This window comes from Micromonospora sp. WMMD961 (assembly GCF_029626145.1).
Lineage (GTDB): Bacteria > Actinomycetota > Actinomycetes > Mycobacteriales > Micromonosporaceae > Micromonospora.
This window is the reverse complement of record NZ_JARUBJ010000002.1, coordinates 5,704,485-5,727,157: the sequence shown is the minus strand read 5'-3', so window position 1 is coordinate 5,727,157 and position 22,673 is coordinate 5,704,485. Positions and strand designations below refer to the sequence as shown.

Below are 22,673 nucleotides of genomic sequence, written 5' to 3'. Positions count from 1 at the left end.
CAAGACGGTAAAGCCCCTGGTAGAGCACCCTTGGGGCAGGTGGAGGTAGACGGGTGGCGGGCCACATCCCGATCCTCCGGCCCGGCGGGGACACCATCGTCCGCACCGGTGCCGCTCTCACCCAGCCCGGCCTCGAAGCCGCGCCGGTCACGGCACAGCTGCCGTGCCGATCGTGTGTACGACGGGCCACGGCTGCCACCGACACCCCTGCGGGCGCCCGCAGCGGTGCCTCCGCCCACCGGGACAAGGACGTCAGCACCGCCGGCAGTCAGGCAACGTCGTCCGCCGGTCGTGCCCACCGTCCCCGTGCCCCGCCGGCCTTTCCCACTGTGGACCCGCCGGGTCCGGCGTCGCTCGACCGCGCGCCGAGCCCTGGCGATCGAGCCAGAAAGGGCCCGACATGGCCGCTCCCACCGCAACCGCAGCCCTGAACGCATCCGTCTTCGCGCCGGGTGACCAGATGCTGCTGACCGTCACCTACAAGGACGCCGACACCAAACCGCTGACCGTCACCATCGTGGTCACCGACGCGCAGGGCAACAGCAGCGCGCCGGTCAAGGTCACGGCGGTCATCGACCCACTCACCGTGAGCGTCACCGACAACTCCGGGCGTACCTGGACCCGGGTGTCCGACAACGGCTCCGTGGCCGTGTACCGGGCGGTGGCGTGATGCCCCGGGTCACCGTCCAGGTCCGGGACGCGGGCGGCAACACCGCGACGGCCACGGCCGACTACAGCCTGGCTCAACCGGTGCTCGGCGGCTACTACCTGTCCGGGGGCGCCGATCCGACCGCCGACATGGCCGGCGGCAACTTCCGGTCCCTCACCCAGTACCGCAGCTTCGCCGACGGCTACACCTTCCCCGGCTACAACCGACCCTGGCTGACCAGCCTCGGAAAGGCCGGGGTGCAGATGAACATGGTCCTGGAGTTGAAGCACTACGGCGCCCCGAACCAGGGGCCGCAGAGCTTCGCCGTGGACGGCGTCAGCTACACGGTGCCGGCGCCGTCGATGACCATCCAGCAGCGACCCGGCACGACCTGGCCGAAGGCGTACGGGTACGGCCAGGTGATCAACGGGCAGTGCGACGGGCTGTTCGCCCGCGCCCTGTCGCAGTACCGGGCGCTCGGCTTCGGGGTGAACATCCAGCTCGCCTCGGAATTCGACACCGACCACGAGTTCGGGACCACCGAGGACGGTAAGGCCTACAGCTGGGCCGAGTCGGACGCTCGGGCGGTGCAGGCGGTGAACTACATCCTGACGTGGTTCAAGGCTCGGACCCTGCCCACCGGGACGACCTTCTCGGTCGGTCTGGGCGGCTTCGACCGGGCCTGCTTCCAGCGTATGCACCCGGAGTCGCTGATGACCCGCCTCGACTATCTTCAGTGGAACGCGTACGGCACCAACGCCAGCCACACCGCGCTGGCCCGGTTCCGCCGCACCAAGGACTGGGCGGTGGCGGATCTCGGGCCGGTGGCGCTGTCCCGACCCGTGATCATCGCGGAGTGGGGGGTGCGGGTGGCCGAGATCCCCGACCAGGCGGCCTGGATCGCCACGGTGCCGGCGGCGATCGCCCAGCTCAACGCCGAGCGCGGGCCACGGATCGTGCGCACCAACTACTTCAACTCCGGGTGGGGCACCCTGACGCCGAAGGCGACCGGGTTGGCCGCGCTCCGCGAGGCGTACGCCAAGCGGCCGTACGTCTGACCGGGCTCCGGCGGCTCCGGGGTGCCGGGGCCGCCGGGACCGTGCCGGTCAGCCCTCAGCGAGCCGTTCGGCGTACGCGTCGCGCAGCTCGGGCCAGCCGAAGTCCTTGGCCTCCGCGCCACGGATCGGGCCGACCGGGTCGCCGTCGAGCAGCCGGTCGGCCACGTCGAGGCAGAGGTGCCAGCCGGCCGCGACCATCGGAAGAATGCCCCGGTCGGCGACGGTGTGCCGCAGGGTGAGCCGGGTGCCGCCGCCCAGTGGGCTCAGCTCCCAGCGCAGCAGGTCGTCGCCCCAGGTGTACTCCAGCAGGTGCGGCGGCTCGGCCCGGCGTACCGTCGCCGGGTCCTGCTGGGTGGTCTCGCCGTCGACGAGGGTGAGCACGGCGGCGCCGGTGTCGCCGAGATCGCGGTCGGCGAGGAACGGCGCCCACTGCGCGAGCTGGGTCGGGTCGGTCAGTGCCGCCCAGACGGCGGCTGGCGGATGCCGCAGGTCGCGGACGAAGACCAGGGTCGCGCCGGCCTCGGCGCGTACGTCGGCGGGTGGGCTCGGGCGGAACGCGTCGCGGTCCATTCACTGCTCCTGACTGTCGAGGTGCCGTTCCAGGGCGTCCAGGTGTCGGGCCCAGAGCCGCCGGTACGGGTCCAGCCAGCCGTCGACGGCCCGCAGCGGGCCGGGGTCGAGGCGGTAGATCCGCTGTCGGGCGGCCGTCCGGCAGGTGACGAAGCCGGCGTCGCGAAGCACCCGCAGGTGTTTCGAGACGGCCGGCTGGCTGACCCCGAGGCCGTCGACCAGCTCGCCGACGCTGCGTTCGGCGTCGCGGAGCTGATCGAGGATCCGGCGCCGGGTCGGCTCGGCGAGGACGGTGAAGGCATCGGTGGACACCGACCCAATATGCCTCCTTGGTCATATGACTGTCAAAGCATGCGACGACGATTGCCGTCCCGACGCGGGACCGTCGACCGGCTCCCTATGCTCGGATCATGGAACTTCGGATCTTCACCGAGCCCCAGCAGGGCGCCAGCTACGACCAGTTGCTCGCCGTCGCCCGCTGCGCCGAGGATGCTGGCTACGGGGCGTTCTTCCGGTCCGACCACTACCTCAGGATGGGCGAGGGGGCCGGCGAGCCCGGCCCCACCGACGCGTGGACCACGCTGGCCGGGCTGGCCCGGGACACCAGCCGGATCCGGCTCGGCACGTTGATGACCGCCGCGACCTTCCGGCTGCCCGGCCCGCTGGCGATCACCGTGGCGCAGGTCGACCAGATGAGCGGCGGCCGGGTGGAGTTCGGCATTGGCACCGGCTGGTTCGCCGAGGAGCACACCGCGTACGGCATCCCGTTCCCGCCGTTGGCCGAACGGTTCGACCGGTTGGAGGAGCAACTCGCCGTCATCACCGGGCTCTGGTCCACGCCGGTCGGCGAGCGGTTCGACCACGACGGCCGGTACTACCCGGTGAGTGACTCGCCCGCCCTGCCCAAGCCCGTGCAGCAGCCGCGCCCACCGATCCTGCTCGGCGGGACAGGTCCGAAGCGAACCCCTCGGTTGGCCGCCCGTTACGCCGACGAGTTCAACCTGCCGTTCGCCTCGGTGCCGGACACGGCGGCGCAGTTCGACCGGGTTCGCGCGGCCTGCGTCGAGATCGGCCGGGACCCGGCCGAGATGGTCTGGTCCAACGCCCTGGTGCTCTGCTGCGGGCGCGACGACGCCGAGGTGGCCCGCCGGGCCGCTGCCATCGGCCGCGAACCGGACGAGCTGCGGGCCAACGGTCTGGCCGGAACCCCCGCCGAGGTCCTGGACACCATCGGCCGGTACGCGGAGATCGGCAGTGAGCGGCTCTACCTCCAGGTGCTGGACCTCGGCGACCTGGAGCACCTGGAACTGGTCGCCAGCGAGGTGATGGCGAAGCTCTGAGGCAATCGGCGGTCGGCGGCCGGCGGCCGTGGCGGGCCGCCGCCGGTCAGGCGCGGTGGGTGCCCGTCCCGACCGCGTTCGGGTCGCCCAGCACGGTGTCCAGACGCCCGTCCCGGTCACTGTCCACGTAGGTGATGTCGGGGATCCCGTCGCCGTCCACGTCGATCTGGACGACGTCGGCGACCCCGTCACCGTCGAGGTCGGTGACCACCTCCACCGAACCGTCCAGGTGGCGGGTCACGATCGACTGCGCGCCGGGGGCGCGTGGCGGCGGCCCGGGTGCCGGCACCGGCGTCGGGGCCGGCGCGGGTGCCGGTGTGGGGCGGGGACCGGGCGTGGGTGCCGGGTGGCTCGGCACCCCGCCGGCCTGCTCGACTCCGGTGCCGGTCGGGTCCAGCTCCTCCTCGGAGGGGAAGACGTCACCTCGTGCGGCCGGATCGCGGTAGCTGCTCATGGGCGTAGGGTTCCCCGACGACGACGAGAACAACCGTGCCCGATCGACCGGTGTCCTTGGTGCCCGGTCTGGCGGAAGATGTCGGGACCGACGCCACGGTCATGAAACGGGGGTCCGAGCGTGGAATTGCGCCGGAATCGGGGGGCCCGTGCGCTCGCCCTGGTGTGCGTACTCGGTGGAGTGCTCCTGTTGGTCTATCCCAGCGACGGCCATCTGCTACGGACGGTCATCGCGGTGGGGGCGATCGCGCTCGGCGCGGTCGCGCTGGTCAGCGCGGTACGGCCGTTCCGGTTCGGGATCCACGCGGACGGGCTCAGCATCCGACGGCCCGGCCTGCGCCGGGAGATCCGGTGGGACGAGGTCGACACGCTGGTCCTCGACGAGCCTCCCCGCCGCGCCGGTTACGCGACACCGCCGCGACTGCTGCTGGTGCCTGTGCAGGGTGTGCCGCGCGAGCTGGTCACCGCCCGGCACCCGGTCGACGGCCGTCCGGCCATCGAGCTGCTCGTCCTCGACCAGGTCCGCGAGCACCCCGAGCAGGTGTCCGCCGCGCTCGCCCGCCATGCCGGGGACCGTTTTGTCGACCTGCGCGCGCTGCGTCACGCCGCCTTCGCCACCCCGGACCTCACGGTCGGGCTGCGCGGCTACCAGATGGACCGCGTCGACCGGTTGATCCGGCGCGGGCAGGACGCCCTGATGTCCGGCGACGCATCGGCCCGGCAGGCGGCCCGGGGCGAGATCGAACGCGCCACCGCGGCCGGTGTGCCGATCGCCCAACGTGGCTACAACACGCACCAGACGGATACGGTTCTGGACGCCCTCGTCAGCGCGCTGGCGGACCACCAGTCCACCGATCGGGAGACCGCTACATGATCGAGCAGGGACCGCACACGGCGTCGACCACCGACGTTCCGCGCCGCAACTGGGCCGGCAACGTGCGGTACGCCGCCCGGGCGTTCCACCGACCGACCTCCACCGACGAACTGCGCCGACTGGTCGCCGCCAGCCCGCGGCTCCGCGCGGTGGGCAGCGGGCACTCCTTCAACCGCTTCGGCGACACCGACGGCGACCTGGTCAGCCTCGCCGGGCTGCCCACGGCCGTCGAGGTGGACCACGAGCGCGGGCAGGTCACCGTGAGCGGCGCGATGCGCTACGGCGACCTCGCCGGACAGCTACACACCCAGGGGTACGCGTTGGCGAACCTCGCCTCGCTGCCACACATCTCGGTCGCCGGCGCGGTGGCCACCGCCACCCACGGCTCCGGTCAGACCCACGGCAACCTGGCCAGCGCGGTCGCCGGCCTGGAGCTGGTCACCGCCGACGGCGACCTGCTGCGGGTCGACCGCGACACCGACAGGTTCGCCGGCATGGTGGTCGGTCTCGGCGCGCTCGGCCTGGTCACCCGGGTCACCCTGGACGTGGTGCCGGCCTTCGAGCTGCGCCAGTACGTGCGGCTCGACCTCGACCGGGAGGCGCTGGACGAGGCGCTCGGCTCGGCGTACAGCGTGAGTGTCTTCACCGACTGGCGTACTCCCCGGCTGCGCGAGGTGTGGCGCAAGCAGGCAGCCGACCAACCGCCGCCCCCGGCGGACTGGCTCGGCACCACCGCTGCCGACCAGCCGCGGCACCCGGTGCTCGGGATGCCGCCGGAGAACTGCACCCCGCAACTCGGCGAGCCGGGCCCGTGGCACGAGCGGCTGCCGCACTTCAAGCTCGGCTTCACGCCGAGCAGCGGTGACGAGTTGCAGTCCGAGTACCACGTGCCGCGCGCGGCGGCGGCCGACGCGCTCGCCGCCCTGGACGACGTGGCGCACCTGATCGCACCGGTGCTGCTGGTGTGCGAGCTGCGTACGGTGGCGGCGGACGAGCTGTGGCTCAGCCCGAACCACCGGCGGGACAGCTTCGTCGTGCACTTCACCTGGATCGACGACACCGCCGCCGTGCTGCCGGTGGTGGCCGCGGTGGAGGAGCGCCTGGCGCCGTTCGCGCCCCGCCCGCACTGGGGCAAGGTCTTCGTCACCGACCCGGCGGAGCTGGCCGCCCGCTACCCGCACCACGCGGACTTCACCGCCCTGCTCACCGACCTGGACCCGAAAGCAAAGTTCGACACCGACCCCCTGAACCGCTACTTCCCCCGCTGACCCCTCCGCGCCGCTCTGCCCTCCCGCCCCTCCACCCTGTCGATCATGGAGTGGTGGTGCCCGTTCTGGGGGCTCAGGAGACGTTTCGTCCCCACCACAACTCCATGATCGACGAGACGTGTGTGGGTCAGCGGGCGCCGGCGAGGGTGTTGCGTTGGACGGCGCGGGCGATGTCGCTGGGGGAGACGATTCCGGTCAGGCGGCCGTCGTCATTGACCACCAGGGCGCGGCCGTCGGCGCACTCGGAGAGCCGGGGCAGCAGGTCGTTGAGCTGTTCACCCGGCTGGGCGAGCACCAGGTCGTCGGCCCGGCAGGCCACCTCCGCGAGGGTGGTCGACGCCCGCCGCTCGGCCGGTACGCCCCGCACCCGGTCGACGGTGACCAGACCGGTCGGCCGGCCGTCCTCGGTCAGCGGCAGAGCCGAGTGCCGGTACGCGAACAGGTAGTGGTCGACGAAGTCGGCGACCGTCACCTCCGCCGAGACGGTCTGCGGCTGCGGCGTCATCACGTCGCCCACCCGGATGCCGCGGAGCGCGCTGCCGGTGCGGGCCTGCCGTTCCTCCGCCCCGGCCGCGCCGATCAGGAACCAGCCGATCAGGGCCAGCCAGAGCCCACCGAACCCCACCCCGGACAGGAACTGCCACAACCCGAGGCCGATCAGCAGCACACCCAGCACCCAGCCGGCCCGGGCGGCGACCACTGACGCCCGGGTCCGGTCACCGGTGGCCTTCCACACGGCGGCACGAAGCAACCGACCGCCGTCCAGGGGCGCGGCCGGCAGCACGTTGAAGACGGCCAGCAGCACGTTGATGCCGGCCAGCCAGGCCACCGCCCCGAGCAGCAGCCCGCCCTGCCCGGCCAGCGCGAGCAGCGCGGCGATGGCACCGAAGAACGCCCCGATCAGCAGGCTGACCAGCGGGCCCACGCCCGCGATCCGCAGCTCCGCGCCCGGGTCGCGGGGCTCGCCCCTCAGCTCGGCCACCCCACCGAACAGCCAGAGCGTGATGCCGTCGACGGCCAGCCCGTTGCGCTTGGCCACCACCGCGTGCGACACCTCGTGGGCGAGCAGGCCGACGAAGAACACCACCGCCGCGGCCAGCCCGGCGAGGGTGTACGCCAGCGGCGAGCGGTCGGGGTACGAGCGGGGGAACTGGTTGGCGGCCAACCCCCACGCGATCAGCACGAAGATGACCAGAACACTCCAGTTGACGCCGACCGGCACCCCCGCGATCCGGCCGAGCCGGAAACTGGCCCTCATCCCGCTGAGATACCCCATCCGGGCCCGCCCATGCCGGACCCGGCTGACTGAGGTTCCGACCGGTCGGGAAGGCCCCGGGGACGTCAGTCTCCGACGATTCGACGGTCCTTACGGTACCGCCGACGCGACGCCACGTAGATGCCGGTGGAGACGGAGATGAGGATGACCGTCAGGACGAGGAGGGCGTATTCCACCTCGGCGAGTTCGCGCATGGCAATCAGGGTCGCCGCCAAGAGGAAGCAGATCCCGAAGCCTTTCAGGGAGTTCACCTGTGACGCTGCCTTACTTCCAGGCCGACACGGGCGTGAAATAGGACTTGAGGAGGGACGACAGAAGCCAGTACATGCGTACGACCGTGTAGACCAGTTCGTGTATGAGCAGGGCTTCGACCAGCATCGCCTTCCAGCCGAGGTTGCGTACCATCACCGCGGGGTACGTGACCCAGAACGCGAACAGCAACCAGAAGATGGGCTGTTGCGAAAAGCCGTTCGCGACGGCGGCGGCCAGCTGCGTGGTGCCCCAGCCGATGAGGTACACCACGCCGAGCAGCCCCAGGATCATCGACGCGATCGAGTGCCAGGTGAACTTGGTCCAGCCACGGGCGCGTAGGGCGTCGACGGTCCCACGAACCCAGCGCTGACGTTGTTGCAGCAGCTCACGCAGCGTGGGCATGAGATCGGTGTACGCGATGCACAGCTGGTTCGCCGTCACCTTCCAGCCGCATTCCTTGAGCGTCAACGTCGTTTCGTAGTCCTCGACGAGGTTGCGGTGGTCCTCCCAGAACACCGCGCCACGCTTGTCGATGACCGATTGCAGGGCGACGCCCCGGTAGAAGGATCCGGCGCCCGACATGGTGTGCACGTCGGTCTGGAAACGGGCGTTGGCGGCGCGTCCGTACTCGATGATCTGCATGCCCAGCAGGAATCTCTGCCAGGGGTTGCGCCACAGCCCGGTGCGGCCCAGGCAGACGGCGCTGACGCCGCCGACCTCGGGGTCCGAGGTGATCACCTTGCGGGCCCGTTCGATGAACTTGTGGTGCAGTTCCGTGTCGGCGTCCATCACCAGGACGTGCTGAACCGGGTCCAACCGCCCGCCGACCCGCTGGCTCAACCAGGCGATGCCGTAGTTGAGGGCACCGGCCTTCTTGTGCTCGTTCTCGGGCATCAGCAGGACGTCGGTACGCGGTGTGTGCGGATCGGCCGCGAACTGCCGGGCGTAGTGTTCCGTCTGGTCGGTGGAGTTGTTGACAACCACGACAATGCGGTCAGGGCGCCAGGTCTGCCGGGCCAGGGAGTTCAGGGAGGTGAGGATCCCGACTTCCTCGTTGCGGGCCGGGATGATGGCGACGATGTCGTGCAGCGTCGGCCCGCTGGGCTTCGGATTGCCGTGGCGTCTCCGTGGGAGACCTTTCAGGATGACTGTCGCCTCAGGCCCGGCTTCGCGCATGATGTTGTGTGACACGAGTTCCCCGCCCGATGATCATCGTCCAGGGCCGGCTGTCGCGGTCTGGAGCGGGAGAACCATAGCTGGCTTGATCAAGTCGGCGACGCCTCCGCCGGGCCAGTTTTAGCTGCCTGTTCGGCCGATGCGCGCTGGAGACGGCCGTCCGGCCGGCCGGGGATGTCTCGTGTCATGCCGGACCCACGACGCGGGCCCGCGTCGGTAGGATGACCCGCGTTTGTCTAGACGCCCGCTGCCAGCACTTCCCGGCAAGCGGGCGTCGAGTCGTCAAGGAGCACGCATGGGTCGGTCGCGTTCCCGTTCCTCCCGCCGTTGGCTCAGCCTGCTCATGGTCGTGGTCGTCCTCGGCGCCGGGCTGTTGTCGTACGGCGTCTGGCGGACGACGCACAACGCCCGGCCTGATGACGGGAGTGCGCTGCTGACCGTCCGGTATCGGACGGACACCCCGGCCACCGCTGCGGTCGCGCAGCCGTGGCTGGAGGTGATCAACACATCCCGCCAACCGGTGGCACTGCACCAGGTGACGCTCCGGTACTACTTCAGCGAGCACGGCGATGCCGACTACGCGGCCAACTGCGTGCAGACGGCCCTCCGCTGCTCGACCGTCACCCAGGTCGTCACCGCGATGCCGCAGCCGGCTCCCACGGCCACCCACTACCTGCGGGTCGGCTTCACCTCCGCTGCCGGCACGCTGGCACCGGGGCAGAGCAGCCAGGGCATCGGGCTACAGCTGTACCGACTCGACCACAAGGCCCTGGACCAGGCCGACGATCGCTCGTTCGACCCGGCGCTCACCCACTACGCGCCTTCGGCGCGCGTGACCGGCTATGTCGACGGCGTCCTCTTCTGGGGGGACGAACCCGATGGCGCTCCACCGGAGGCTTCCCCTCGACCCTCGAACGCGTCGGCCGCGACACTGCCGGCCGGAACACTCTTCGACAACTTCCGCTACACCGACGTCGCCGATCCGGCGGTGACCGCCAACGGATGGCAGGTCCGCACCGACGGCGGCGGGCCCGGGATCGCCGGCACCTGGTCAGCGGATGCCATCAGCTTCCCCGCGAATCAAAAGGCCAACGGCGGGCAGGTACTTCAGCTGCAGGTCACCACCGACGGCACCCGGCAAGGCACCCGGCAGGCCGAGCTGATCGGCATCGACAACACCTTCCTCACCGGCACCATCGCCGCACGGATCAACTTCACCGACAAACCGGTCGACGGTCGCGACGGCGACCACGTCGTCGAATCCTTCTGCACGATCTCGCCCGAGGCGACCTCACAGCGCTACAACGAACTCGACTTCGAGTACCAGCCCAACGGCGGTTGGGGCGCACCCGGGCCCAAGCTCGACACCACCAGTTGGCGTAGCGCTGCCCAGGGGGACCGCACCACGCGCGCCCTGAATCGAAGCCTCACCGGGTGGCACACCCTGATGATCACCGCGGTCGACGGCACGGTCACATACTCGGTCGACGGCCGGCCCGTCTTCAGTAGCGGCGGCAAGACCTTCCCCCGCGAACCGATGCGCATCCACCTCAACGCATGGCTGATCGACCTGCCCTTCGCCGGCCAACGAACCTGGAACATGCAGGTCAACTGGATCTACTCGGTTGCCGGCAAGGCAGTAGGCGTCGCGGAGGTGAACAGGGCCGTCGACAGCTTCTACAAGAACGGAATCAACTACATCAACACCACAGCCGATCAGTAGGGACGGACCCTGGTCGGACCCGTTCCGCTTCGTCGTGGTCCGAGCGGCGCACTCAGCGGCGGGGCGTCTCGCTGGCGATGGTCGCCTCCCGGGGCAGGGCCGCGGCGCGCAGCGCCCAGTCCAGCGCGTAGTCGGCGATGTCCTCCCAGCCGTCCTGCCCCACGGTGAAGTGCGACCGGCCGGGAAACTCCTGGTACGCGGTGAGGGCGCGGGACTTCTGGTACAGCCCCGCGTTCGCGCGGACCACCGACGCCGGCACCACGTGGTCGAGTTCGCCGGCCATCAGCAGCAGCGGTGCGCGGTCGTCGCGCCCGACGTCGACCCGGGCCGGTGAGCGCGGGTCGACGTTGGCGAACGCGCCCTCGAAGAGGACCCGCCCGGCGCCCGGAACGGCATAGCGTTGCCAGGCCCGGTCGGAGTCTTCGCGGCTCATCGCGTTGCCGAACGCGTAGGCGAAGTCGTCCGGGGTGAACGGGACGGCCCGGTGGCGGTTGGCGGGGTTGCGGAGGATCGAGAATCCGGAGCGCAGCGTGCTCAGCGGCACCTTGAGCACACCCTTCACCGCTGCGGGATGCACCCCCACCACCGCCGCGCCGAGACCCCGGTCGGCGAGGACCTGGGCGAACAGGCCGCCGAACGAGTGCCCCATGATGATCGGCGGTCGGGGCAGCGCTCGGATGATCTTGTCGTAGTGCGCCACGATCGCGGCCATGCTCTGCTCGGCGATCGGGCCGGGATCGTCACGCAACTGCTCCACGGACCGGTCCATCCCGGGCCAGGCAGGGGCGATGACGTGCATACCGCGCGCGGTGTACCGCTCGACCCACCCCTCCCAGCTACGCGGGGTCATCCAGAGTCCGTGGATCAGCACGACCGTGTCGACCCGGCCCTGCGGCGTGGCACCCATCGCGTCCTCCCGGTGTCGCGGCGTCCGGCCCGGCGGTTACCCGCTGCCGCGGCGGGAATTCCTCCGATGAGCGTGATGCCACACGGGCATATTGATGACTCAGCGGCATCACGCTCGTCGCGGTCCGTGCCCACGTGCCCGTCACTCTCCGTGCCAACCAGGGCCCCTGACAAATGTCACGGCCGGGACGTGACGGCCGCTCCAGGCATTGGGGTACGCGCCGCCGGAGCATGACTGACATGACCAGTACGCATCCGGCTGTCGAGTTGGACGGCCTCACCAAGTCCTTCGGCGCGGTCACCGCTGTCGACGGGTTGAGCCTGCGGGTGCAGCCCGGCGAGGTGGTGGCCTTCCTCGGCCCGAACGGCGCGGGCAAGACCACCACCATCGACATGCTGCTCGGGCTGGCCCGCCCGGACGCGGGGACCGTCCGCATCCTCGGCGGCACCCCGGACGACGCGGTGGCCCGGGGCCGGGTCGCCGCCGTCCTGCAGACCGGCGGACTGCTCAAGGACCTCACCGTGGGCGAGACGGTCGAGATGACCGCCCACTTCTACCGGCACACCCGCCCGGTGGCCGAGGTGCTGGAGCGGGCCGGCCTCGCCGGCATCGCCGGGCGGGTGGTGGGGCGCTGCTCCGGCGGCCAGCAGCAGCGACTGCGCTTCGCGTTGGCCCTGCTGCCCGACCCGGACCTGATGGTGCTCGACGAGCCGACCACCGGTATGGACGTCGAGGGCCGCCGGGACTTCTGGCAGGCACTGCGCCGGGACGCCCGACGCGGACGGACCGTCATCTTCGCCACCCACTACCTGGACGAGGCGGACGCGTACGCCGACCGGATCGTGCTGGTCCGGCAGGGGCGCGTCGTCGCCGACGGCACCACCGCGGAGATCAAGAACCTGGCCGCCGGTCGCACGGTGCGAGCCACCCTGCCCGGCGCCGACCAGGCCGCGCTCGCCGCGCTGCCCGGCGTGGACACCGTGGAGGTACGCGGCGACAGCGTGCTGGTCCGCACCGGCGACTCGGACGCCGTCGCCCGACACCTGCTCACCCGGACCGCCGCCCGGGACGTGGAGATCACCTCCCGCAACCTCGAGGACGCCTTCCTCACCCTGACCACCGCGCAGACCGGAGCCTGAGATGACCACAGTGTCGGCCACCCCGCCCCGCACCGACCAGCCGGACCGTCGGCTGCCCGCCCTGGGCGGGTTCTCCCCGGGCGTCCTACGCATCGAGCTGCGCCGGGTGCTGCGCAACCGTCGTACCCTCGCCTTCACGCTGATCATGCCGAGCGTCTTCTTCCTCATCTTCGGCCTGCCGCAGGGCGGGCAGAACCTGGACAACGGGCGTCCGGTCACGGCGTACGTCATGATCAGCCTGGCCGTGTACGCGGCCATGGTGGCGACCACCAGCGCCGGTGGCGCGGTGGCCACCGAGCGGGCGCTGGGCTGGAGCCGGCAGCTGCGGCTCACCCCACTGCGCCCGAGCGCGTACGTGGCCACCAAACTGGCCACCGCGATGGCCCTCGGCCTGCTCGCGGTCGCCGTCGAGTTTCTGGTGGGCGCGGCGGCCGGCGTCCGTGTCCCGGCGTACGTCTGGCTGTTGTCCGGGCTCGCCGCCTGGGTCGGCTCGCTGGTCTTCGCCGCGTTCGGCCTGTTCGTCGGCTACCTGGCGCCGGCCGAGAACGTCATGCAGTTCATCGGCCCGATCCTGGCCGTGCTGGCCATGTTCGGCGGGCTGTTCGTGCCGGTCGAGGTGCTGCCGGAGGTGCTCCAGCACGTCGCCACGTTCACCCCGGTGTACGGCGTGGGGGTGCTGGCCCGTGCTCCACTGACCGGCGACGGGGTGAGCCTGGCGGCCGTGGCCAACCTCGTGGGCTGGGCGCTGGTCTTCGGCGTCGGTGCGGCTCGGCTGTTCCGCCGGGACACCGCTCGGGTCTGACCACCCCGACGGCTAGCGTGAGCCTGATGGACCTCGCGACCGTGCAGCCCCGGCCGGTGAGCCGCCACTGGCGGTTCACCGGCTGGCTGCTGGCCGCCGTGTGGCTGTTCTTCCTCAACGTGCCGCTCGCCACCGCGCTGCATCAGCCGGAGCTGTGGCGGCGGATCCTCGGAGTGACGGCGCTGGTGGCCTTCGGCGTCGGCTACGTGCTGCTGTTCCAGTGGGCGCGTGGGCTGCGCCAGTCGCTGCGGCCGATCCCGGCCGGCCGCGCCCGGGCCGGGCTGGTGCTGCTGCTGGTGGTGGGCCTGGCGAGCATTCCGGGGACCGGCGGGGACTGGCTGGCCACCCTGGTCTACGTGGCGGCGGCGGCGGTGTTCCTGCTGCCGTCGTGGGAGGCGTTGCCGACCGTGGTGGTCTGCGCCGTGACCCCCGGGTTGGCCTCCTGGCTGGTGCCGGGTTGGGAGGCGGAGAGCGGCATCGTCTTCGCGGTGCTGCTCGCCTCGTTCGCCATGTTCGGGGTCTCCCGGTTGGCCCAACGCAACAGCGAGCTGCGGGCCGCCCAGCAGGAGATCGCCCGGCTCGCGGTAGCCGAGGAACGGGCCCGCGCGGCGCGGGACCTGCACGACATCCTCGGGCACTCGCTGACCGTGGTAGCGATCAAGGCCGAGCTGGCCGGCCGACTGATCGAGGTGGACACCGGCCGGGCCGCCGTCGAGATCGCCGAGGTGGAAGCGCTGGCCCGGGCGGCGCTCGCCGACGTACGGCAGACGGCTGGGGCGTACCGCGAGGTCACCCTCGCCACGGAACTGGCCGGCGCCCGCTCCGCGCTGGCCGCGGCGGGCATCGTGGCGGATCTGCCGGCCGAGGTGCCGGACCTGCCGCAGGAGTGGGACCGGTTGTTCGGTTGGGCGGTACGCGAAGGGGTGACGAACGTGGTCCGGCACAGCGGGGCGCGGTGCTGCACGGTCCGGGTGTACCCGGACCGGGTCGAGGTGAGTGACGACGGGCGTGGGCCGTCCACTCCCGACGCCACCGGTTCCGGCCTCGTCGGCCTCCGGGAGCGGGCGGGCCGACTGGACGCGGTGGTGACCGTCGGCCGCCGACCGGGCGGCGACGGTTTCCTGCTGCGGGTACACGCGCCGGGGGAGGCGCGGTGAGCGGCGAGCCTTCGCCGATCCGGTTGCTGCTGGCCGACGACCAGGCGCTGGTCCGGGGCGCGCTGGCCGCGCTGCTGTCCTTGGAGCCGGACCTGACCGTGGTGGCCGAGGTCGGCCGCGGCGACGAGGTGGTGCCCGAGGCGCTGCGCAGCGCGCCGGACGTGGCCCTGCTGGACGTGGAGATGCCCGGCCTGGACGGAATCGCGGCCACCACCGCGTTGCGGGCCGCGTTGCCGACCTGCCGGGTGCTGGTGGTGACCACCTTCGGCCGGCCCGGCTACCTGCGGCGGGCGATGGAGGCCGGCGCGAGCGGCTTCGTGGTCAAGGACACCCCGGCCCGACAACTCGCCGACGCGGTCCGCCGGGTGCACGCCGGCCTGCGGGTCGTCGACCCGACGCTGGCGGCGGAGACCCTGGCCACCGGGGTCAGCCCGCTGACCGAGCGGGAGACCGAGGTGCTGCGCACGGCCCGTGGCGGTGGCACGGTCGCCGACCTGGCCGGGGCGCTGCACCTCTCCGAGGGGACGGTACGCAACCACCTCTCGGCGGCGATCGGCAAGACCGGCGCGCGTAACCGGGCCGACGCCATCCGGGTCGCCGAGCAGAACGGTTGGCTGCTCGGCGACTGAACGACGGGCCTCCGCGGGCTGGCGCTCAGGCGGTCGGCGGTGGGGTGGGCAACTGGTCGACGACCACCACGCTGCTGCCGGGGCGGACCTCGGCGAGCAACTCCCGTTGGCCGGAGCGGGTCAGCCGGATGCAGCCGTTTGTGGTGTTCTCGCCCAACTCGTCGTCGTTGTGCCAGGTGTGCACGCCGATGTGCGCGCCGCGCAGCCCGGCCGGCACCGACTCCGGGTCGTCGGGCACCGACCCGAGCGCGTAGATGTCCACCCCGCCGTAGACCGACTCCGGCGGTGGGGTGCGGCCCAGGATGAAGGTCCGCCCGAGCGGAGTGTCCTGCCCCGACTGGCCGAGACTGACCTCCCAGGAGCGCACCGCCTTGCCGGCCCGGTACCAGGTGAGTCGGTGGACCTTGCGTTCCACCACGATCTGGTCGCGCAACGGCACGGTGTCGAACCCGCCCGGGGGCAGCCAGGCGAGCCGCCGATTGGCCGAGGGCAGCAGAACCGCCGTCCAGCCGGCCTGCCGGTCGGCGATCGGCATGGTCAGCTCCACGCCTCGGATCGTCGGTTCGAGGAATGCTCGCGGGCGACCGCCGGGCGCGTCGTACGCGGCGATCCGCTTCGTCGGGTGCGCCCCCTCGGTCAGCGGCGTGGTGTCCATGGTGGCCGGGTCGGCGGGGAACCCACCGGGGGCGGGGTCGTAGTCGACCACCGGCAACCCCGCCGGGGCGGGCGCTGCCGGGGGAGTCGACTCGTCCGCGTTCTGCTCGACACTGCTCGGCGTCGGGTCGGCCGCCGCGACGACCCGTTCGGGGGCCGTCGAGTTCGGAGTGAGGGCCTGCCCGACCAGCAGCGCGGTGACCAGCAGCACGGGGACGGCGATGGCGGCGGTCACCCAGACGCGGCGGCGGCGATACGGGGACATTCGGTCAAAACCCACGAATCCACTGTATCGGACCTGAGCTGAAAGGAAGGGCCCCCTGCTATACAAAAAGTGATAGCAAGGGGCCCTTCCTTTCAGGTGGTCAGAGGCGGGCGCCGATGTGGATGGCTACCGCGTCGTGTGCGGGCACGTTGGCGGCGAACCAGCCGTTCCCGTCCACCGTGATCACCGGCCCGCTGCACGTGCCGCCGGTGTAGGTGCCGTGGATGACGTCGCAGTACCGGCCGGCGGGCAGCCCCGTGTAGTAGGAACGGCCGTTGACCGCGGAGTCCTCGTCGTTGATGGTGACGAAGCCCTTGCCGCTGCGGCTGAACGCGATGTGGTTGTTGCCGTTGTCGTACCAGTTGGCCACGCCGGCGCCCTCGGTGGCGTTGCGGAAGCCCACCATGTTGGCGATCACCGGCCAGCGGTGCTCGCACTCCCAGCCGGAGTAGCAGGTGGTGTTGAGCGTCTTGTTGTTGCCGTCCGAGGGCGGGCCGGCGTCCCGGCTGCTGAAGGTGTAGCTGGACATCACGGTCGGCGAGCCGTACGGCCAGGCCAGCATGAAGGCGTTCGCCAGCGCGTAGATCCCCCGGTCGCGGTAGGTCAGCACCCCGCCGGAGTCGCGCTGGGTGTCGTGGTTGTCCACGAAGACCGAGGCCGGACCGCTGGGCAGGTGCCCCCAGCCCTCGCCGAAGTTGCGCAGGTACGCCAGCCGCTCCGAGCGGAACACCCGGGCCAGGTCCTTGCCGTAGCGGAACTCGTGCACGTCACCGTTGCCGGTGTACTCGGTCGGCTGGACCGGCTCGCCGGCGCCGTAGATGACCTCCTGCACGAGGTACGCCGAGCGGGACAGCTTGCTCCTGATCGCGGCGATGTCGGCGGCCGGCATGTGCTTGCTGGCGTCCAGGCGGAAACCGTCCACGCCGAGGGAGAGCAGGTCGTTGAGGTACGCGGCGATCCTGGTCCGGACGTAGTCCGACTCGGTCTTCAGGTCGGAGAGGTTCACCAGTTCGCAGTTCTGCACCTCGTACCGGTCGTTGTAGTTGACGATGTCGTCGCCGCCGTTGCGGCCGCAGTGGTGGAAGTCCTGGGTCTGGTAGATGCCCGGGTAGTCGTAGTGCGAGTAGGACGACCCGGCCCAGCCGGTGCCCCCGTTGGCCTGGCCGGACATGTGGTTGATCACCGCGTCGACGAGCACCTTGACCCCGGCCGCGTGGCAGGTGTTCACCATGGACTGGAACTGGGCCCGAGTGCCCTTGCGGGACTCGATCCGGTAGCTGACCGGCTGGTACGCCAGCCACCACTGGTTGCCCCGTACATGTTCCTGCGGGGGTGAGACCTGGACGTAGCCGTAGCCCTTCGGGCCGAGGGTGCTCTGGCACTCGGCGGCCACCGAGGGCCAGTTCCACTCGAAGAGCTGGACGATGACCTTCTTGGTGCCGGGTGGGGCGGCGAGGGCCGGGCTCGCCGGCACGGTGGCGGGGGCGAGCAGGCTGGCGATCAGGCCGAGGGCGAGGATCGCCGAGCCGCGTCGACGTCGATGCATCGGGACTCCTGACGGGAGCGGGGGTGGGGGTGGGGGGAGGTGGTGCGGCGGGTCGCCGTCGGGCTGCTCGAATCTTGCAACCCCTGCTGAAATTTGCCGAAAGATTACAAGCGTGTTGCAAGCACTGTCAACGCATGGATGCTCATCGCTGCGCCTCGGATTGCGGGAGAGCACAACGCATGGCGGGGTCACTCGGTTCGATCCCAACCCAGAAATTTTTCGCGACCGGTGATCCGCGCGCCCCGTCCGTCCGTACTGGATGGGGGAGCAGGGGTCGGCCGGTGGTACGCCGCCGCGAGACGATCGAGGAGCAGATGGCCCGGGCACAGCAGGACAAGAAGGCGGCCACCGTCCGGACCAGCGCCAGCAGTCGGGGGGTGCGAACCCCCTCGCGGCCGGCGGCCGCCATGCTGATCGCGTCGGCGCTCGCCGCGCTCTGGGCGGCGGTCATGCTGACCGGCGCCGGGCAGAAGGCGTACGCGTACGGCTTCTTCTTCACCGAGTTCTTCGCCGGGGTGATCTCCCTGGTGGCGTTGAGCCTTACCGTGATGCTCGGTCTGCTCGCCACCGACCGGTTGGTGCTGCGCATCCCGCACCGGGTGCTGATGCAGTCGGCGCACCGCGCCACCGGCGTGCTGGGCGTGGCCGGGCTCGGATTCCACGTCCTCACCAAGATCGCCACAGGCCGGGCGGCGGCGACCGACGCCCTGGTGCCGTTCGTCGGTGGCCGAGGGCTGTACGTCGGGCTCGGCACGGTCGCCGCCCTGCTCATGGTCAGCGTCATCTGGACCGGAATCATCCGGGCCCGCTTCGCCGACGTCGGTCCGAAGTGGTTGTGGCGCGCCCTGCACTCCGTCGCGTACCTGGCCTGGCCCTTTGCCGTGCTGCACGGCCTCAACGCCGGACGGGCCGCAGCGCCCTGGGTGATGTTCAGCTACCTGGGCTGCATCCTGCTGGTCGTGCTGGCCCTGCTGGTGCGGCTCTCGGTCAGCCTCGGTCGACGCAGCCGCGAACAGCACCAGGCGGCGGCGCGCAACGCGGCGATGGCCGGCCGGGCCGGTGACGCGAAGGCCGCCCGGTCGCTGTTGGCCGGGTTGGGTCGACGCAGCAACTCCGCCGCGGAGAAGCGTCCCGCCTGGGCGGACACCACCACCGCCACCTGGGCCGCACCGGCCGCACGGCGGGACCCCGAACGGTTCACCGTCCCGGTGGTGCCCGAGCCCGGCTCCCTCGTGGAGCCCACCCGGCCGAGCCGACGCCGACGCGACGAGGAGCCGGCCGCCGGCCGCGACACCGAACGTTCGTCCCGGGGCCGGCGCGACGAGGCGGAGCCCACCACCCGCCGGTCGACCCGCCGCAGGGTCGAGGAGACCGACACCCGCCGGCGCGACGAGGAGGAGTTGGAGCCGGTCGCCCGGCGGCGTGGCTCGCGTACCCGGGACGAGGAGGCTCCGAGCGGCCGGCGACGCGCCGACGGGCCGGCCGCCGAGCGGACCAGCCGCCGGTCCCGCCGCGAGGACGAGGAGAGCCGGTACTCGGCTCCGCCGCTGTCGACGGCCGAGCCCGAGGAGCCGTGGGACAGCCCGCGCCGGTGGCAGGCCGCCGAGCCGATCTCCGCCGGCCCGGTCTCCGCCGAGCCGATCTCCAGCAGCCCGATCTCGGCGACGCCGCGCAGCGGCAGCGGCCGGCACAGCGCGGAGGACGACCTGCCGGAGGAGCCGGACTACTGGCGTCCGCCGGCCCGGTACGTGCCGGACGAGGTGCCGCCGGTCGACGACACGCCGACGCTGGTCGACCTGGCCTCGCGTCGCGCCAAGCGGGCCGCCGGTGAGGGCCGCTCCGCCAAGCGCCGTAAGGCCAGCGCCGACGCGGTGGACGGGGCGTACTGGGCCGGGCTGCGGGGTGAGGCGAAGTGATGCGGACGGCTGTGCCACCGGTGGCCTGCGTGGGTGAGCCGCGGCTCACCGCCGGCTTCGCCGAGTACGGTCGGCTCGACCTGGCCGCCCATGAGGAGGTGCACGGTCCGATCGGGCCGATGGAGCCGGCGCAACTGCTCCGCCTCGCCGAGGGCATGCAGCTCAAGGGCAAGGGCGGGGCGGGTTTCCCGTTCGCCCGCAAACTGCGGGCCGTGCTGGAGTCCTGCGAACGGCAGGACCTCGCCGCCGTCGTGGTGGTCAACGCCACCGAGGGTGAGCCGGCCAGCTGGAAGGACAAGGTGCTGCTGACCCGCGCACCGCACCTGATCCTGGACGGCGCGGCGCTGGCCGCGTACGCGCTGGACGCCGACGAGATCGTCATCGGGGTCGCCGACGACGGGGTCGGCCGGGACTCGTTGATGGAGGCACTCGAAGAGCGCCGGATGCCGGTGATGACGACGATCGTCACCGTGCCGCACCGGTTCATCTCCGGTGAGGGCGGCGCACTCGTCAACGGGATCAACGGGCTGCCGCACATCCCTCCCGGCACCAAGAAGCGCTCCAGCGACTCCGGGGTCAGCGGTCTGCCCACCCTGCTGTCCAACGCCGAGACGTACGCCCAGCTCGCGATCGGCGCGCGACTCGGCCCGTACGAGTACGCGGCGCTCGGCACCGACGACGAGCCGGGCACCGTGCTGCTCACCGTGACCGGCGCGGCGGGCCGACCGGCCGTGGTGGAGTGCACCGCCGGCATGCCGCTGCGTGACGTCCTCGACCTGTGCGAGGTCCCGGACGTGCAGGGCATCCTGATGGGCGGCTACCACGGCAAGTGGATCACCCCGGAGGCGGCGGAGAAGGCCGAGGTGTCCCGCAAGGGTCTGGCCGCGGTCGGCGGCACCCTCGGCGCGGGCATCATCGTCCCGGTCGGGCTCGACACCTGCCCGCTCGGTGAGGCCGCGCAGGTGGTGCGTTACCTGGCCGGGGAGTCCGCCGGCCAGTGCGGACCCTGCAAGATGGGCCTGCCGGACCTCGCCCGCGCGGTGGACCTGGCCGTGGCCGGCAGCCAACCGGCGGACGTGGTGCGGGCCGCCGCGGGCGAGGTGAGGGGCCGGGGCGCGTGCAGCCACCCGGACGGTACCGCCCGGTTCGCGCTCTCCGCGATCGAGGTCTTCGCCGAGGACCTGCGGCTGCACAGCACCGGCGACGGTTGCGGCCGACGGGTCAAGGGCGTGATGGGGCTGCCGGGCGCGCCGGACGCGAACCCGCAGAAGCTCACCCTGGACTGGTCGCGCTGCGACGGGCACGGCCTCTGCGCGCATGTCGTACCGGACTTCATCCGGCTGGACGCGAACGGATACCCGGCCTTCCCGGCCACCCCGGTGCCGACCTGGCTGCGGGAGGGTGCGCTGAAGGCGGTCAAGGTGTGCCCGGAGCTGGCGCTGCGCCTCGCCAAGGCGGAGTAAGGAAGGGACCCTTCCTAACGCCTCAGGTATAGGAGGGGTCCCTTGCGAACGAGAATGGAGATCCCGATGCGGATGGGCATGGCTAGGGCGGCGGCCGGGCACCTGCGCCTCGCCCTCACCGCCGGGGCGCTCGTCGTGGCCCTGCTCGGCGTTGCGGCCTGCACCGGCACCGCGCCGGGTGGGCCCACTGCCACCGGGCCGGCCCCGACCGTGACCGGTGCGCCGACGGGCGCCGCGACCAGCGTGCCGCCCACAGCCCCGGCCCAGGTTCCGGACGTCCTGCGCTTCACCGGGACCACCCTCACCGGTGCCGCGTTCGACGCGGCGCAGTTCGCCGGTAAGCCGGTGGTGCTGTGGTTCTGGGCGCCCTGGTGCGCCACCTGCGCCAGTCAGGCATGGACGGTGGCCGAGATCGCGCCGAAGTACCGGGACACCGTGCCGATCGTCGGCGTCGCCGGACTGGGCGAACAGCGGGCCATGAAGGAGTTCGTCACCGAGTTCGACCTGGCCGGGACGATCCAGGTCGACGACCGCAAGGGCGTGCTCTGGAAGCGGTTCAAGGTGACCGAGCAGAGCATCTTCGTCATCGTCGACCGGACCGGCAAGGTGGTCCACCAGGGATTCCTGGACGGTGAGGCGCTCAGCGCCCGGGTCGCCGCCCTGGCCGGGGCGTGACCGCCGCGCTGGTGCTCGCGCTGACCGCCGGCATGCTCGGCGCGGTCAACCCGTGCGGCTTCGCGTTGCTGCCCGCGTACCTCTCGCTGTTGGTCGCCGGGGCGTCGGACACCCGCGGCGCGGTCGGCCGCGCGCTCACCGCGGCGGCCGGGCTGACCGTGGGGTACGTGCTGGTCTTCGGCGCGTTCGGCCTGGCGCTCGCGCCGCTGGCCGGCTGGCTGCGGCCCCGGCTGCCGTGGCTGACCGTGACGCTGGGCGTGCTGCTGCTGGTGGCGGGCTGCTGGCTGCTCGCCGGCCGGCGACTGCCCGCCCCCGGCTGGTCGGCCCGGGCGCCCCGGCTGACCCGGTCCTGGCCGTCGATGGCCATCTTCGGCGCGGTGTACGCGTTGGCGTCGCTCGGCTGTGCCATCGCGCCGTTCCTGGCGATCGTGGTGACCAGCCTTCAGGCCGGCTCGACCGGACGGGGGCTGGCACTCTTCGGTGCGTACGCGCTCGGGATGGGGCTGGTGGTCGCGGTCGCCGCGCTCGGGGTGGCGTTGCTGCGGGACGGCCTGGTGGCCCGGCTGCGCGTCGCCGGCGCGCTGGTGCCCCGCCTCAGTGGCCTGGTGCTGCTGGTCGCCGGCGGCTACGTCGCCTGGTACGGCTGGTACGAGCTACGGCTCGCCGCCGGCCGCCGCGACGCCCTGCAGGACCCGGTGATCCAGGCGGCGTCGACGCTCCAGCACACCCTGGCCGACACCCTCGACCGCATCGGCCCGGCGCTGCTCCTGGCCGTGCTGGCCACCCTGATCCTGACCGCGCTGCTCATCAAGCGCCTCCACCGCCCGTCCAACCCCGTTCACGACGGTGACACGCCCCCGCCCGGCTAGCGGTAACGGAGC

At 71.9% G+C, this 22,673-nt stretch carries 23 protein-coding genes; 14 read left to right on the top strand and 9 right to left on the bottom strand.

Annotation, left to right across the window (positions count from 1 at the left end; all coding sequences use genetic code 11):
• Positions 1 to 400: 400 nt before the first annotated feature.
• Both O7614_RS25860 and O7614_RS25855 read left to right on the top strand, forming a co-directional pair.
• Positions 401 to 670 (top strand): hypothetical protein, encoded by a 270-nt coding sequence (locus O7614_RS25860; protein ID WP_278141030.1) that lies wholly within the window; start codon positions 401 to 403, stop codon positions 668 to 670.
• Positions 670 to 1,707: a hypothetical protein gene (locus tag O7614_RS25855; RefSeq protein WP_278141029.1), complete on the top strand. Its 1,038-nt coding sequence runs from the start codon at positions 670 to 672 to the stop codon at positions 1,705 to 1,707. The genes O7614_RS25860 and O7614_RS25855 overlap by 1 nt, the downstream gene beginning before the upstream one ends.
• A 48-nt stretch (positions 1,708 to 1,755) precedes the next feature.
• Here O7614_RS25855 and O7614_RS25850 read toward each other — a convergent pair whose 3' ends face one another.
• Both O7614_RS25850 and O7614_RS25845 read right to left on the bottom strand, forming a co-directional pair.
• Entirely contained in the window at positions 1,756 to 2,277 is a 522-nt protein-coding gene (locus O7614_RS25850) for an SRPBCC family protein (protein ID WP_278141028.1), read from the bottom strand.
• Positions 2,278 to 2,589 carry a metalloregulator ArsR/SmtB family transcription factor gene (locus O7614_RS25845; RefSeq protein ID WP_088949605.1) on the bottom strand — a complete coding sequence of 104 codons (312 nt, stop codon included), beginning with the start codon at positions 2,587 to 2,589 and terminating at the stop codon, positions 2,278 to 2,280. It abuts the gene before it with no gap.
• A gap of 98 nt (positions 2,590 to 2,687) precedes the next feature.
• Between O7614_RS25845 and O7614_RS25840 the strand changes: the two genes are divergently transcribed.
• Complete coding sequence (locus O7614_RS25840; RefSeq protein WP_278141027.1) at positions 2,688 to 3,617, top strand: LLM class F420-dependent oxidoreductase; 930 nt, start codon at positions 2,688 to 2,690, stop codon at positions 3,615 to 3,617.
• Between the two features lie 46 nt (positions 3,618 to 3,663).
• On the opposite strand, the gene O7614_RS25835 is transcribed toward O7614_RS25840, so the two are convergent.
• Positions 3,664 to 4,071 carry a hypothetical protein gene (locus O7614_RS25835; protein ID WP_278141026.1) on the bottom strand — a complete coding sequence of 136 codons (408 nt, stop codon included), beginning with the start codon at positions 4,069 to 4,071 and terminating at the stop codon, positions 3,664 to 3,666.
• Between the two features lie 120 nt (positions 4,072 to 4,191).
• On the opposite strand from O7614_RS25835, the gene O7614_RS25830 reads away from it, so the two are divergent.
• A complete protein-coding gene (locus tag O7614_RS25830; RefSeq protein WP_278141025.1) occupies positions 4,192 to 4,944 on the top strand; it encodes a hypothetical protein in 753 nt (250 codons plus the stop codon).
• A complete protein-coding gene (locus O7614_RS25825) occupies positions 4,941 to 6,212 on the top strand; it encodes an FAD-binding protein (RefSeq protein WP_278141024.1) in 1,272 nt (423 codons plus the stop codon). The genes O7614_RS25830 and O7614_RS25825 overlap by 4 nt, the downstream gene beginning before the upstream one ends.
• Before the next feature lie 127 nt (positions 6,213 to 6,339).
• Here the strand turns inward: O7614_RS25825 and O7614_RS25820 are convergent, their stop codons facing one another.
• The 3 genes from O7614_RS25820 to O7614_RS25810 all read right to left on the bottom strand — a co-directional run bounded on the left by O7614_RS25820 (position 6,340) and on the right by O7614_RS25810 (position 8,931).
• Positions 6,340 to 7,470, bottom strand: coding sequence for a site-2 protease family protein (locus tag O7614_RS25820; protein ID WP_278141023.1), 1,131 nt, complete (start codon positions 7,468 to 7,470; stop codon positions 6,340 to 6,342).
• Positions 7,471 to 7,553: 83 nt separating this feature from the next.
• Positions 7,554 to 7,739: a hypothetical protein gene (locus O7614_RS25815; RefSeq protein ID WP_278141022.1), complete on the bottom strand. Its 186-nt coding sequence runs from the start codon at positions 7,737 to 7,739 to the stop codon at positions 7,554 to 7,556.
• A gap of 13 nt (positions 7,740 to 7,752) precedes the next feature.
• The gene (locus O7614_RS25810) at positions 7,753 to 8,931 is read right to left on the bottom strand and encodes a glycosyltransferase family 2 protein (RefSeq protein WP_278141021.1); all 1,179 of its coding nucleotides are present in this window, start codon (positions 8,929 to 8,931) and stop codon (positions 7,753 to 7,755) included.
• 280 nt (positions 8,932 to 9,211) lie between these two features.
• On the opposite strand from O7614_RS25810, the gene O7614_RS25805 reads away from it, so the two are divergent.
• Positions 9,212 to 10,639: a cellulose binding domain-containing protein gene (locus tag O7614_RS25805; RefSeq protein WP_278141020.1), complete on the top strand. Its 1,428-nt coding sequence runs from the start codon at positions 9,212 to 9,214 to the stop codon at positions 10,637 to 10,639.
• 52 nt (positions 10,640 to 10,691) lie between these two features.
• Here the strand turns inward: O7614_RS25805 and O7614_RS25800 are convergent, their stop codons facing one another.
• On the bottom strand, positions 10,692 to 11,546 hold the full coding sequence (locus O7614_RS25800; protein WP_278141019.1) for an alpha/beta fold hydrolase: 855 nt from the start codon (positions 11,544 to 11,546) through the stop codon (positions 10,692 to 10,694).
• A gap of 239 nt (positions 11,547 to 11,785) precedes the next feature.
• Between O7614_RS25800 and O7614_RS25795 the strand changes: the two genes are divergently transcribed.
• Genes O7614_RS25795 through O7614_RS25780 form a run of 4 tightly spaced genes read left to right on the top strand, consistent with a single transcriptional unit; the run spans position 11,786 to position 15,273 of the window.
• The gene (locus O7614_RS25795) at positions 11,786 to 12,685 is read left to right on the top strand and encodes an ABC transporter ATP-binding protein (protein WP_278141018.1); all 900 of its coding nucleotides are present in this window, start codon (positions 11,786 to 11,788) and stop codon (positions 12,683 to 12,685) included.
• A gap of 1 nt (position 12,686) precedes the next feature.
• Positions 12,687 to 13,487, top strand: coding sequence for an ABC transporter permease (locus O7614_RS25790; RefSeq protein ID WP_278141017.1), 801 nt, complete (start codon positions 12,687 to 12,689; stop codon positions 13,485 to 13,487).
• 26 nt (positions 13,488 to 13,513) lie between these two features.
• The gene (locus O7614_RS25785) at positions 13,514 to 14,644 is read left to right on the top strand and encodes a histidine kinase (protein WP_278141016.1); all 1,131 of its coding nucleotides are present in this window, start codon (positions 13,514 to 13,516) and stop codon (positions 14,642 to 14,644) included.
• Positions 14,641 to 15,273, top strand: a complete 633-nt coding sequence (locus O7614_RS25780; protein WP_278141015.1) for a response regulator transcription factor — start codon at positions 14,641 to 14,643, stop codon at positions 15,271 to 15,273. The genes O7614_RS25785 and O7614_RS25780 overlap by 4 nt, the downstream gene beginning before the upstream one ends.
• A gap of 25 nt (positions 15,274 to 15,298) precedes the next feature.
• Here O7614_RS25780 and O7614_RS25775 read toward each other — a convergent pair whose 3' ends face one another.
• Entirely contained in the window at positions 15,299 to 16,207 is a 909-nt protein-coding gene (locus O7614_RS25775; protein WP_278141014.1) for a L,D-transpeptidase, read from the bottom strand.
• An 85-nt stretch (positions 16,208 to 16,292) separates the two neighbouring features.
• A complete protein-coding gene (locus O7614_RS25770; RefSeq protein WP_278141013.1) occupies positions 16,293 to 17,738 on the bottom strand; it encodes an alpha-amylase family protein in 1,446 nt (481 codons plus the stop codon).
• Positions 17,739 to 18,019: 281 nt separating this feature from the next.
• Between O7614_RS25770 and O7614_RS25765 the strand changes: the two genes are divergently transcribed.
• Genes O7614_RS25765 through O7614_RS25750 form a run of 4 tightly spaced genes read left to right on the top strand, consistent with a single transcriptional unit; the run spans position 18,020 to position 22,661 of the window.
• Positions 18,020 to 19,654 carry a hypothetical protein gene (locus O7614_RS25765; RefSeq protein ID WP_278141012.1) on the top strand — a complete coding sequence of 545 codons (1,635 nt, stop codon included), beginning with the start codon at positions 18,020 to 18,022 and terminating at the stop codon, positions 19,652 to 19,654.
• Entirely contained in the window at positions 19,654 to 21,117 is a 1,464-nt protein-coding gene (locus tag O7614_RS25760) for an NADH-quinone oxidoreductase subunit NuoF family protein (protein ID WP_278141011.1), read from the top strand. The genes O7614_RS25765 and O7614_RS25760 overlap by 1 nt, the downstream gene beginning before the upstream one ends.
• A 42-nt stretch (positions 21,118 to 21,159) precedes the next feature.
• Entirely contained in the window at positions 21,160 to 21,792 is a 633-nt protein-coding gene (locus O7614_RS25755; protein WP_278141010.1) for a redoxin family protein, read from the top strand.
• On the top strand, positions 21,789 to 22,661 hold the full coding sequence (locus tag O7614_RS25750) for a cytochrome c biogenesis protein CcdA (RefSeq protein ID WP_278141009.1): 873 nt from the start codon (positions 21,789 to 21,791) through the stop codon (positions 22,659 to 22,661). The genes O7614_RS25755 and O7614_RS25750 overlap by 4 nt, the downstream gene beginning before the upstream one ends.
• Positions 22,662 to 22,673: the final 12 nt, after the last annotated feature.